We start from the raw sequence: 13,136 nt of genomic DNA, 5'->3' as shown, positions 1-13,136 counted from the left end.
TTTTTATCTGTGTCCTTTTAGTCCAGGCAGGCTGTTCTGTGACTAAAAACATCCCTGATGGAGAATATGTGATCTTTCAAAACAACATTACAGGGCTTGACCAAGTAAATCAAGGAGATCTTTACCCATTACTCATTCAAGAACCTAATACTAGGATCCCTTTGACCAACATTTCATTGGGAGTAAATATTTATAGGTTTGGGAAAAATTTTTATGACAGTGCTAAAGTTGCCAGAAAACTAGAGCTGAAAAAAGAAGAATTGGATTCTATTGGAAGGGCACGTGGAGAAAATTCTGACAACAGAAAATTAATTAAAAAGCAAGACAAATTAGAATCAAGAGTAGAGAGCTTAGAGAAGAAAGCTGAATTTGGAAATCTGGTCATGCGAACAGGAAATCCTGCTACAGTTTTAGACAGCGCAGACACCAAGGTTTCTACCAATGAAATTAGAAATTTCCTATACAACAGGGGGTATATGGATGCTTCTACCAATTTCAAAGTCGAAACCAAAAAGAAAAAAGCATTTGTAACCTATGAGGTAGAAGAAAATCGACCTTACCTCATTGACTCTATTTACGTAAGGTCTGATAATGAAGAAATCTTAGGTTTATTGGATAGGTCAAAATCAGAAACCCATTTAAAGCTCCATGAAAATTATAATCAAAATAACATCGTATCAGAAAGAAATAGAATTGAAGACCTATTGAAAAACAACGGTTTCTTTATGTTTTCGAAATCATTTATCGAATACAATGTTTTTCAGGATACGAGTAAAAAATCGGTTGTTATTGAAGAGTTGATAAGAAAACCCACTTTTGCAGAAAAACATGAGATATATACAATTGATTCTATTTATTTCCGGGTAAATCCGCCTAGTAATGATTTCATAGATCAAAAAATTACAAGAAGTTACAGAGATATCGACTTTTCATTTTATAAGAATAGATATTCTGAAAAAATATTCTCTTCGAGAGTATTTTTAGATAGCGGCAATGTTTATAACAGATCTGAAGTACTTGAATCCCAAAGACAATTAAACAACCTCGACTTATTTCGATTTGTAAACATTTCTTTTGACACAGTTGGAACTTCGCTAACTGCGAAAATTCAAACCCAACCCAATCAAAAATATCAACTAACGAATCAATTGGGTCTTAGCATTACCGAACAGTTGCCAGGTCCATTTTTCTCTGCCTCCCTTAGGAATAGAAACTTTTTTAGAGCTGGAGAAATCTTAGAATTTAATTTTAGAGCTGGATTAGAAGGGGTGGCTTCCGCTACAGATCAAGGGGTTTATCAAAGTAGGGAAATAGGAACATCAGCTTCCGTAATTTTCCCCAGGTTCTTAATGCCTTTCTCTCCAAGAAGTCTGGAAAGGTACGGCAGGTACAATCCTAATACCCGAACCCTTATTGGTTACAACTATACAAACAGACCAGAATATACCCGTTCAGGACTCAACGGTTTACTTTCTTATACCTGGGCCACTAGATCTAATAGACAGCAATACACTTTCAATCTATTGGATATCAACTATATTAGAACACCAAAAATCACCCAGGAATTTATTGATGTATTGGAAGAGCTTGCTAACCAAGGCAATAATTTAGCATGGTCTTTTCTTCCTTCTATTGTAAGTAGTATTTCTGGCCAAACCATCATTAATTTCAACAGATATGGTGAATTTGAAACCAACCGCTCTTCTCTTTTAAAACTATTTCTTGAGAGTGGCGGTACTTCATTTAATTTTTTTAATGCGCCATCCAATAACGAAACCACAGACTTTGCAAGGTTCCAATGGCTGAAATTACAAGCAGATTTTAGAAAATACTTGCCTATAGATAAAAAACAAACATTTGCCTACCGCTTAAATTTTGGAATTGCACAGCCCTATGGAGTAAGTAATGGGATTTTGCCTTATGAAAAATACTTTTTTGCTGGAGGAGGTACCAGTATCCGGGCTTGGCAAGCAAGGCGACTTGGTCCCGGGAGCTTCACACCTCCTATAAATGAAAATGGATACTTTGATTACCGATTTGAGCAGCCTTCGGAGATGATCATAGAGTCTATGCTCGAGTACCGAAGAAAACTTGTAGGTTATTTTGACATGGCCTTATTTATAGATGCCGGAAATGCATGGAATATAGGAGTTGAAGATTCAAGACCAGGTGGTGATTTCCGGATCAATCGATTTTATAAAGAAATTGCTGTTGGAACAGGAATCGGACTCCGTATGGATTTTGACTTCCTAATTATCAGACTTGATATGGCCACCAAAGCCATTGACCCAGCAAGGCCTGAAGGCGAACGATGGATTCTCAACAAATTAAGTTTTAAAAGACCGTTGGGTGAAAAAGGGCAAACTGTGTTTAACTTTGGCATTGGTTATCCTTTTTAATTCAAATCAGATTATGGCTAGAAAAAGCAAGGAAGAAATTTCTAAAATATACCAAGGTATTCAAGACCTTATTTGTAACCAGCTTGAAATTGGAGATGGAAAAGGGAAGTTTCATGAAGACAAATGGGAAAGACCTGAAGGAGGTGGTGGGAGAACCAGAATTTTTCAAGGTGGAGAAATAATTGAAAAAGGAGGCGTTGCTTTTTCGGCAGTTCATGGACCAACACCTACTAAAATCCTAGAGAAGCTCAAGCTTGAGAAAGCAAATTTTTATGCCACAGGAGTGTCTATCGTATTACATCCAAAAAGTCCTATGGTACCCATTATCCATATGAACATCCGTTATTTTGAAATGGATAATGGAGTTCATTGGTTTGGAGGTGGTATTGACCTCACACCACATTATATCAATATTGAAGATGCCTCTTACTTCCACTCGGAAGTAAAAAAAGTCTGTGACCAATTTAATCAAGATGCATATCCAAGCTATAAAAAATGGGCCGATGACTACTTTTTTATAAAACACCGTAATGAAACAAGGGGGATTGGAGGGATTTTTTATGACCATTTAAAAGCCAGTTCTGATCAGGAATTTGAAGACATTCTTAATTTCAGCCTTAACGTTGGTAAGCTGTTTCCAGAGGTTTACACTTATTTTATGAAAAAGAACCACCAAATTCCATACGGACCAAAAGAAGTGGCTTGGCAGAAATTAAGACGAGGTAGATATGTAGAGTTCAATTTGGTTTGGGATGCAGGAACAAAATTTGGCCTTGACACTAACGGAAGGACTGAAAGTATCTTAATGAGTATGCCACCAGAAGCTAGTTGGGAATACATGCATCAACCAGAAATAGGTAGTGAAGAAAGCTTTACTTTAAACCATCTAAATAAGGGAGTGGACTGGATAAACTTTACTCTATGATTGAAACCCTCAAAAAATGGGACGAGAGTCTCTTCATTTTTTTAAACTCTATCCATTGGGAATGGATGGACCCTATCATGTTCCAAATTTCTCAAACAGTAACTTGGCTCCCCTTTTATGCCGTTTTAATTTATTTTATCTACAAAGCAGATCCTAAAATTAGCTGGTGGGTATTTGGAGGCGTTGCTTTGTCAATTCTTATAGCAGACCAAACTACCTCAGGTTTTATGAAACCTTTTTTTGAACGCTTGAGGCCTTGTCATGATGAGCGATGGGAAGGAATTATAAATAATTATGGGAGATGTGGAGGGCTATATGGTTTTGCTTCCTCTCATGCTGCAAATACTTTTGCTATTGCTACATTCCTTAATCTTAAAGTGGGTAAAAACATTAAGCATCTAAAATGGCTATTTCTCTGGGCGGCTATTATTTCCTACACTAGAATTTATTTAGGTGTACACTATCCTGTAGACGTTTTGATTGGAGCATTCATAGGCTTTTTAGCTGGATTGATCAGTTGGTTTTTGATCGTTTTTATAAAAAGAGAAATCCTGAAATCTTTACTCAAATAAGCAAAATCAATAAAAGTGAGCACTGGCAACTAAAAATGATTCTGATCAGATATTTTTAACAATTGAGAGGTTTCATTTAATCATCTAAAGAATAATAGTTACTTTTTCCTTATAATTAAGGCTCTTTTCTAATCCATTCAGTTGAATTAAACTTACCGACAGTGAAAAATACATTTCTATCTCTAGCTCTATTTATCATTTCCGGATGTGCTATGGCACAGGAATTTAGAGTAAACACCTATGGTGGCTATATATTCAAGGACAAAGTAGATTCTTACTATTCTAGCTCATCTTATTTCAACGGTCAAATTCAAGATGGTTTCCGATGGGGAGCAGGTCTGGAATACCATATTCCTAACCGGGGTGCTATAGAAATACAATACTTGAGACAAGACACCAACGCTCCTACTACCTATCTTGACACTGGCTTTCAAGGAGGACCCAGATTTACAGATTTTGACATGGCCATTAACTGGATCATGTTAAATGGTACTAGGTATTTCCCAGTATCTGAAGTAGTAGAACCTTTTGCGGGAGGAGGAATAGGAATGGGGATTTTTAATATCTCCAATCCCGACACCCGAAAAAGTAGCTCCGCTACAAAATTCTCTTATAACATTCGAGGTGGGGCTAACTTTTGGTTATCGAGCAATGTTGCCTTTAGGGTGCAGGCAAGTTTATTCTCTGCCACACAAGCCATTGGTGGAGGTCTTTACTTCGGATCTGGAGGTTTAGGAGCAGGACTTTCTTCTTATAGTTCCTTATTCCAGTTCGGTTTTGAAGGAGGTCTGGTATTTAGAATCCCCGGGAGTTAAATTTATTCTCTTGGAAAAATTATAAAAATGCATTGGGAAAATATCATATTCTCAATGCATTTTACGTTCTTTGCATTCTCAAATTTCAAAATCAGAATTTAAATGGATTTCTTTAGGGACTTACCTTTTCCTATTACCTTCAAACACCTGCTCGGACTATCTTTAATCCTATTAAGCTTTGGTGCCATCGCCCAAGAAAAAGATTCAGTCAAACAGGAATCCGTTTTAAAAGAAAAACCAATTAGACACACATCAAAAGGTTTTGTGTTTACTACGGCAGATGAAAAATTTGAATTACAGCTTGCCAGTAGACTCCAGTTTAGATTTGCTGTTCCTGACGATCAAGACCCTATCACTTTTAATGATTTTAATAATCAGGATGTAAAACTTTTCAAAATCAATAGAGCACGTTTAAAGATAGGCGGCCATGCATATCAACCTTGGTTAAAATATTATTTCGAATATGAGCTAAGCCAAAGCATTCTTTTGGACTTCCGGATTATGATTGAAAAATTCCCTTGGTTAAAATTTAAAGCCGGCCAATGGAAAGTTGAATTCACCCGAGAGCGTTTCATAAGCAGTGGTAGCCAACAACTGGTAGATAGATCTTTGTTAAATAGATTCTTTACTGTGGATAGGCAACAAGGGTTATCTATCTATGGAAATTTAGATGGCGGAGGAGCTTCAAACTTTAATTATTGGCTTGGAGCTTTTACAGGAACAGGAAGAGGATCGAGATTTAATGATGATTCCAAATTGATGTATTTTGGGAGATTCCAGTGGAATTTATTGGGAAGAGAAGTCCCATTTTCAGGTGGTGATATAACTATTTCTGAGAAACCAGCTGCTTTGATTGCAATTGCAGGGGTCACCAATACCAGCCCCTATACAAGATTCTCTAGTTCGGGAGGAGGAAATTTAGCAGGATTTGAAGGTACTAACGATGGCCAATACACGATAAAGCAATATAATATTGAAACTGCTTTTATTTACAAAGGATTTTCTTGGGCTAGTGAATTCCATAGAAAAAACATTGTCGATAATTTTGAAGACAGTGGGAGTACTACCTTAGGAGGCATGTATTTCACTGCAGGATATTTCCCAAATCAAGTGGTTGATTTTTGGCCAAAACCTCTAGAAGTGGCAATAAGGTATGCAGTTATTAGTCCGGACATGTCCATTTCACAAAACAAACAAAGAGAAACGGCACTCGCATTTAATTGGTTTTTTGTGGGTCATTTGAATAAACTTACTACAGAAATCACGAAATTCACTTTTGAGGATAAAGAACTTCCTCAAAGTGATGAATTAAGATTTAGACTGCAATTCGATATATCCTTCTAATGAAACAGCTCCTGACTATAACCATTTGTCTATTCCTTTTTGGAAATATATATGCTCAGGATTCTGTTACTTATAAAAAAAATCAAATTAGGGACTTTAAAATTGTTCCATTACCTGCCATAGGATCTAACCCTGCCAATGGTTGGTTATTTGGAGTGGCTCCATCGGCTACATGGCGAATGGGCAACCCTGAGGACACCCATTTGTCTAATTTGGTGGGGAATTTTTTATACACCACTAAAAAACAATGGATTTTTAGTTCGAGATCGAATATTTTTCTTTCTGAGGATAAATGGATTTTATGGGGAGACTGGAGGTATTTCATCACTTCACAGCCTACTTTTGGATTGGGAAGTACCGCACCCAATGCCCCCACAGAAAATCCCAATCAGGCGGGGGTTCTTTGGGGTGAGCAGCAAATGGACTTTTCTTGGTTTAGATTCTATGAAGCAGTTTTAAAAAGAATCAGTGACTCTAAATTCTATCTGGGTATCGGTTACCACTTGGACATTTATTCCAAGATTGAAAATTTTCTGGATACGGAAGCCGGTCCCACAGAATTGATATTTTCTCATGATTACTATAATGCTCAGTTAGGCTTTAGTGAAGAGCGTTATACATTATCAGGTATAACCATCAATGGCCTTTTTGAAAATCGAGATATAGCCGTATCTCCCTATGAGAAAAACTTTGCACTGGTTTCTTATAAAATAAATCCAAAGTTTTTAGGCTCTGAGAAAACTTCCTCTTCCCTCCTATTAGATTATAGGCATTATTTTAACTTAAGCGACAGACGGAAACGACATCTCATCGGAGTTTGGGGATTAGGAAACTTTTTAGTCTCAGGCGATCTCCCTTACATGAGTTTACCTTCAATCGGCTATGACACTTTTGGACGAGGAGGAAGAGGTTATGCGCAAGGAAGATTTAGAGGAGAAACTATGGTTTATGCTGAAACTGAATACCGTTTCCCCTTACAAAAAGAGAAAGAAACGTTCGGAGGAACACTTTTCATTAATGCTTCTTCTTTTGGAAGTAAAATGACCCAAGAGAAACTTTTGGAAAACATTAATGCGGCATATGGGGTTGGACTACGCGTGATGATCAATAAGGAAAACAGAACTACCATTACAGCTGATTATGGTTTTGGCAAAAAAGGAAATTCAGGATTTTACCTCAATGTGAATGAAACATTTTAACTGTTTGACATTATTCAATAAATATTTATACTTAATCCTTTAAATTTTTAACTTTTAACAGTTTAAATAATTTACAAGCTTTATTTTTAATATTACAACTCACTAACTCAAGAAAACCATGAAAAATTATTTAGTTCCTTTGATAGTATGCATGTTTTTTGCAGTCAACTTTGGTTATAGTCAAGAGATGACAGTGGATGATGAAATAACTCTAATCCAGGAAGCTTTTGGTAATGATAAGAAAATGATTGTAGAGGCCTACATGGATTTACCGGAAAGTATTGCGTCGGCTTTTTGGATTGTATACCAAGAATATGAATTTGAGAGAAAAAAAATTTCCAGAGATCGCATAAAAATCATTGATGATTATCTTAATAGTTACAATTCCTTGGGCGAATACGAAGCGGATGATTTAGCAAAGAGATCCATCAAGAATGATATAGAACTTTCAAAACTTCATTCCAAATATTACAAAAAATTTAAGAAAGCAACTTCAGCTATTAATGCTGCAAAGTTTTTACAAATCGACACCTATATTCATAATACCATACGGAATGCGCTACAGCAAGAACTTCCATTTATAGGTGAGAATTAATTAAACCAAATAATTAAAAATGAAACAAAAATTACTCAAAATCTCATTAATACTTACACTAGGAGTACTTGCAATATCCTGTAGCCCAGGGGGAGCAGATTTCATAGATGAATTGGATTTAGTTTACACCAACTATGATGTTAGCTATGATTTTCAATCCAAATCAACGTATTCCCTCCCAGACAAAGTAGTATTAATCACAGATGACTTTATAGGAGGAGAGCCTGGGGATGAGCCGGAATACCTTGACCCAAAATTTGGAAACCTCATTTTATCCTCTATAAGGAGTAATATGAATGAATTAGGGTATACGGAAGTAGCTTCCACAGTCAACCCTGATTTAATCATTTTACCATCAGTATCTCAAACTGACAAAATTTACTATTACTATGATTGGTGGTATTGGAGTTGGTTTTACCCAGGATGGGGACCAGGATGGGGCTGGTGGTACCCAGGTTATTATCCACCCACTATTACAAGATATAGAACAGGAACTTTACTAATGCAAATGACTGATCCTAACGCAATTGATGCAACTGAAAAAATCCCAGTTCTTTGGACAGGTATTTTTAATGGATTAATAGAAGGAAGTGAAAACAGCATCAACAATCGTGTAAATGCAAGTATCAAACAAGCCTTCGAACAATCACCATATTTAGCAAAATAAAGACATGAAAAATATATTTATCACTACCCTATTATTTATAGGTATTTCCTTTATTGCTGCTGCTCAAAACTCTTTGTTTTCAGTAAATTATGTAGTTACCGTTCCTCTTGGAAACACCTCCGATTATATAAACAACCCATCTGGAAGAGGAATCAATTTTGAATTTCAAAAATTCATTAACCCTCGTGTAGCTGTTGGCCTTGAAGCTGGACATACCACATTATATAAAAGAGAAGATGAAAAAGTTTATACAGAAGGTTCAGCATCTATTTCAGGTGTTCAATATCGCTATCAATATACTTGGCCAATTTTAGCTACCGTTAATTACTATGCACTTAGAACTGGCTTATTTAGACCTTATGCGGGATTAGGAATCGGAACTATGGCAAGTAATAGAAGACTTGACATGGGAATTTACACTTCGAGTAAGACGCATTGGCAATTTGCTATCAAACCTGAAGTGGGAGCATTAATCCAACCTAATTCAAGTATGGCTTTTAAATTTGGAGCCAAATATTTGATGGGGACAGGTGGCGATAATTTTGATAGCCAGTCAAATATCAATTTTAACTTCGGCTTTGTAATTTTCAATTAATTAGTTGATCCAACTTACATCAGTTTCGTTATATACAATTGATTGCTTGGACCAATCTTTTGGATGTAATGGTTCTGTTTTTGGATAAGATCAAACTTTCTGTAACATCCTTCAGTATTAGTAATTGAATTAAAATATCAATTAAATGAAAATCAAAAAGCTACTATTTCCTTACCTGATGTTGTTAGTCAGTTTTGGATGTACTTCTTCTTTGGTGACGGTGGAGGGTGAGGACTACCAAAATTTCAACCTTTCCGACTTTAAAAGTTATGGTTTCATGGAAATTGAAAATACAGCCCCTGACAATCCATATTTTCAAAAAGCCATTGACTTGATCAAGAAGGATATTGACTCAGAGATGAGCACTCGTGGATTAAGTGTTTCTTCCAATCCAGATTTATTGGTAAACATAGGACTATTGGTTGAGGATAAAGTACAAACCAGGACAACTAGTTTGGCTACAGATCCATTTACCTACACAGGACAAAGACGGTATACCTGGAAAAGTGAAGAGGTGCCTGTAAATACCTACAAAGAAGGGAGCATTACCCTGCACCTAATAGATTCAAAATTAAATACAGCAGTCTGGATAGGTTCTATTGATCGGGTAGTCCCTAAAAAAGACGATAAAAAAGCGGAAGCTATTCAATTCGCAGTGAGTGAATTGTTCAAAGAAATTGACCAAAATTAAATCTTCTCCCTTCAATTATGAAAAAGAATAATATAGTATTCACTTTACTAATTTTGGCATTTGCCATTTCATGTTCTCCAAGTTCCAAAATTATTGGATCTTGGACGGGGCCAGACACTCCTTCAGAACCATATAAGAACATCTTTGTAACAGGGATTTCCAGTAATTTGGTAGCCAGACAGACCATTGAAAATGACATCAACACTCATTTGAAAGAGAGAGGGGTTACTGCTGTCAGCTCTTTTGACATCATTCCTCCCGGCTTCAAAGCTACGGAAGAAAACAAAGATGCTACGTTAAAGGCCATCAAAGAAGGAGGTAGTGATGCAATTTTAACAATTGCATTATTGGATCAAACATCTGAAACCAGATATGTACCTGGTACTACCATGTATTCACCAATGATGTATGGAGGTTATTATGGTAGATTCTATGGGTATTATTCTTACTATAATCCTGTCATGTATAACCCAGGATACTATTCTACAGACAAGAAGTATTATTTAGAGATGAACCTCTATGATGTACAAACTGAAACACTTGTTTGGTCAGCTCAATCAGAAACAACCAATCCTAGTTCGATCGAAACCTTTTCCAGAAGTTTTTCTGAATTGGTAGTTTATCAATTGATCAAAGACGGCTTAATTGCCGGTAAATAAAACCAAAAAAAGCCGCTTCCATCATTTGATGAAAGCGGCTTATTTTTTTTAATAGTTCTTACGCTGCATTTCTTGCGGCATTAATAATTCCAAACATACTTCTAAGAATTAATTTCTGAAATAGTTCTGAACTCTTTCCAGATTCTAGCATGGACTGAATCGCATATTGCTGAATGGTAATCAGAGGCAGAACAATTTTTTCACGAATTGCAATGGATTTTTTACTTACTTGATTATCTCCCATCAACTCTTCCATTTCAGAAACCTCTTTCAATTTCAGTATTGATTTATTGTATTCATCAAACATAATTTGCCAAAACTCCCCGTAATTCTTATTATCCTTCAAATATGCCGTTGCCGGATAAAAACATTTATTGAGAGACTGCATAGAGTTACCAAGCAAGGTCCGGAAAAACAAGCTATTTTGATAGAGTTCTTTCACCTCATCTATTCGCCCTTCTTCTTCAAGCTTTTCTATGGCTGTTCCCACTCCATAAAAACCAGGGATGTTTTGCTTCATTTGTGCCCAACTACCCACAAAAGGAATCGCTCTCAAATCTTCAAATTTAAGACCCCCGCCTTTTCCTCTTTTTAGAGGTCTAGAGCCAATATTCGTCATTCCAAAATATTTCAGCGGAGTTACATGTTCCAGGTACGGAACAAATTTATCGTGGTTTTTGAAGTCCTTGTAGGATTCATAAGCCTTATCTGCAAGTTCCTGAATCAATGCCCTTTGGCTTTCACTGAGGTTATTTTCCGAATCAGAATACAAATGATTCTCTAATCCAGCACTCAACAACTGTTCAAAGTTATAAGTGCAGGAAGCTTGTTTACCGTAATTGGCAGAAATGGTCTGTCCCTGAATCGTAACTTGGATTTCTGAGTTTTCAACCTTCTCCCCCAAGGAAGCATAGAAATTATGCATGTTTCCACCACCTCTTGCTGGAGGTCCTCCCCTACCATCAAAAAAGGCTATCTCAATGCCATTCTCCCGAGAAACTCTTGTCAATTCCTCTTTTGCTCGTAATATGGACCAATTAGCTTGAAGATAACCACCATCTTTTGTTCCATCGGAGAATCCCAACATAATGGTTTGTTTATTACCTCTGCTTGCTAAATGTGCTCTGTACTCGGGCAAGTGATAGAGGGAAGTCATGATCTCTGGAGCTTCTGCCAAATCATCAATCGTTTCAAAAAGAGGAACTATATCCAAAGGCAGATTCTTTTTCCCTTCTCCCACTGTGAGTTTTGCCAATTTATACACTTCTAACAGGTGCTTTCTAGATTGACAATTAGAAATGATATAGCGATGCAATGCTTCTTCTCCATTGGATTTTTGGACTTGTCCAATCACCCCAAAAGTTTGTAGCATTTCTTTATGAAAATCATCTTGCACTTCTTCTACTGCAGGTAAATCTTTTATGGCCAAAATTTGCTCAATCTGATCATCTTCTGTTTCAGCCCAATCAATCCCTTTCAATTCAAATATTTCTCCCCAAAGGCTATCATGCTTTCTACTATCCTGCCTTACATCCATATAAGCGAAATGGAGACCGAAAATCTTGACTTTTAAAATAAATTGGTCAAGAAGATCTATAAACATTCCATTATGATCTTGAATCAACGTCTCCCTAACTTTTAGCAGATCGTCCAAAAGTTGCTCTATGGAAGTATAAACTGCCTCATCCTCAAAAAGAGTTTTATAAATAGATCGCTCAATATGAAGTACTTTATCCTCTACATTTTTGAAGGTCAACCTTCTTTTCAGCTTCCTAAGATCTCTATAATAACATCTTAGAATCCACTTCTGAAGCCTTTCAGCTACTTTGACGGTGGTATCATGGGTTACAAATGGGTTACCATCCCGGTCTCCACCTGGCCAAAATCCAATTTTCAATAAGCCTGGGTTTTCCCAAGTATGAAGTGGTATATCTAGGGTAGAAAGTAACCTTATGGTGATATCAGAAATACTTTGATAAAACACATTTTCCAAATACCATATCAAACTGATGGCTTCTTCATAGGGGGTTGGTTTTTCCCTATTGATAAAACCAGTTTTACCCAATTGCTTTAACAACAAATTAATTTTACCAATATCATCAGAACGAATAGCATTCTCGAGGTCAGTAATTATTCCAAGAACACTGCCGGGATAAAATTGTGTGGGGTGTGCCGTCAACGTAAGGCGAACAGAAAAATTCTTCAGCTTCTCAATCAAGGCTTCTCGCTTGTGATCATTATCTGCCCTAGCAATCAAGGCTTTGATAGAACCTTTTCCACTCAAATCATTGATTTTTTCGAATGCAGCATCTTCTATGGAGTCAAACAATACCACTTGCCTCTCCACATATTGGATCATTTTAAACAAAAGATTGGTCTGTTCTGTCTCGGTATTGTTTGACATCATTTCCTCAAAAAAACCTTCAATGATCTGCTTTGGAGTGAGACCAGATTGAAAGCCTTTCTGACATGCTGTACCTAAAATTGGTAATAAAGTTCCGGTACGGTAGATATCATCAAAAGGAAGATCTAAAAATAAACTGTTGTAAATCGTAAATCGCTTCGCGACTTCAGTATCATAGGTTTTATGCATCAGGGTCCGGTTTAATAAGCTTACCAAATTAAATAAAATTCTAAGTTTTACCCAATTATTTACCTAATCAATAACAGAAAAG

12 protein-coding genes are annotated in these 13,136 nt (G+C 36.5%); 11 read left to right on the top strand and 1 reads right to left on the bottom strand.

Going from position 1 to position 13,136, the window contains the following annotated elements:
- The first annotated feature begins 38 nt into the window (after nucleotides 1-38).
- From tamL to JYB62_RS01340, 11 genes are all read left to right on the top strand, one after another.
- A complete protein-coding gene (tamL, locus tag JYB62_RS01390) occupies nucleotides 39-2,399 on the top strand; it encodes a translocation and assembly module lipoprotein TamL (protein ID WP_317194619.1) in 2,361 nt (786 codons plus the stop codon).
- A gap of 13 nt (nucleotides 2,400-2,412) precedes the next feature.
- On the top strand, nucleotides 2,413-3,324 hold the full coding sequence (gene hemF, locus JYB62_RS01385; RefSeq protein WP_205643660.1) for an oxygen-dependent coproporphyrinogen oxidase: 912 nt from the start codon (nucleotides 2,413-2,415) through the stop codon (nucleotides 3,322-3,324).
- Nucleotides 3,321-3,896: a phosphatase PAP2 family protein gene (locus tag JYB62_RS01380; protein WP_205643659.1), complete on the top strand. Its 576-nt coding sequence runs from the start codon at nucleotides 3,321-3,323 to the stop codon at nucleotides 3,894-3,896. The genes hemF and JYB62_RS01380 overlap by 4 nt, the downstream gene beginning before the upstream one ends.
- Before the next feature lie 161 nt (nucleotides 3,897-4,057).
- Nucleotides 4,058-4,711, top strand: coding sequence for an outer membrane beta-barrel protein (locus JYB62_RS01375; protein ID WP_317194618.1), 654 nt, complete (start codon nucleotides 4,058-4,060; stop codon nucleotides 4,709-4,711).
- A 102-nt stretch (nucleotides 4,712-4,813) separates the two neighbouring features.
- Entirely contained in the window at nucleotides 4,814-6,055 is a 1,242-nt protein-coding gene (locus tag JYB62_RS01370; protein WP_205643658.1) for an OprO/OprP family phosphate-selective porin, read from the top strand.
- On the top strand, nucleotides 6,055-7,254 hold the full coding sequence (locus JYB62_RS01365) for a BamA/TamA family outer membrane protein (RefSeq protein WP_205643657.1): 1,200 nt from the start codon (nucleotides 6,055-6,057) through the stop codon (nucleotides 7,252-7,254). Before JYB62_RS01370 ends, JYB62_RS01365 begins: the two co-directional genes overlap by 1 nt.
- Nucleotides 7,255-7,372: 118 nt before the next feature.
- On the top strand, nucleotides 7,373-7,849 hold the full coding sequence (locus JYB62_RS01360) for a hypothetical protein (RefSeq protein WP_205643656.1): 477 nt from the start codon (nucleotides 7,373-7,375) through the stop codon (nucleotides 7,847-7,849).
- Nucleotides 7,850-7,868: 19 nt separating this feature from the next.
- Nucleotides 7,869-8,516 (top strand): DUF4136 domain-containing protein, encoded by a 648-nt coding sequence (locus JYB62_RS01355; protein ID WP_205643655.1) that lies wholly within the window; start codon nucleotides 7,869-7,871, stop codon nucleotides 8,514-8,516.
- Between the two features lie 4 nt (nucleotides 8,517-8,520).
- The gene (locus tag JYB62_RS01350; RefSeq protein WP_205643654.1) at nucleotides 8,521-9,111 is read left to right on the top strand and encodes an outer membrane beta-barrel protein; all 591 of its coding nucleotides are present in this window, start codon (nucleotides 8,521-8,523) and stop codon (nucleotides 9,109-9,111) included.
- Nucleotides 9,112-9,256: 145 nt separating this feature from the next.
- Nucleotides 9,257-9,802 carry a DUF4136 domain-containing protein gene (locus tag JYB62_RS01345; RefSeq protein WP_205643653.1) on the top strand — a complete coding sequence of 182 codons (546 nt, stop codon included), beginning with the start codon at nucleotides 9,257-9,259 and terminating at the stop codon, nucleotides 9,800-9,802.
- Between the two features lie 17 nt (nucleotides 9,803-9,819).
- A complete protein-coding gene (locus tag JYB62_RS01340; protein WP_205643652.1) occupies nucleotides 9,820-10,461 on the top strand; it encodes a hypothetical protein in 642 nt (213 codons plus the stop codon).
- Between the two features lie 58 nt (nucleotides 10,462-10,519).
- On the opposite strand, the gene JYB62_RS01335 is transcribed toward JYB62_RS01340, so the two are convergent.
- Nucleotides 10,520-13,054 (bottom strand): phosphoenolpyruvate carboxylase, encoded by a 2,535-nt coding sequence (locus JYB62_RS01335; protein WP_205643651.1) that lies wholly within the window; start codon nucleotides 13,052-13,054, stop codon nucleotides 10,520-10,522.
- Between the last annotated feature and the right edge of the window lie 82 nt (nucleotides 13,055-13,136).

It is taken from the genome of Algoriphagus lutimaris, from assembly GCF_017051705.1.
Taxonomy (GTDB): Bacteria; Bacteroidota; Bacteroidia; order Cytophagales; family Cyclobacteriaceae; genus Algoriphagus; species Algoriphagus lutimaris.
Note: the sequence above shows the minus strand (reverse complement) of the source record. Positions and strands in the feature narration are given on the sequence as shown.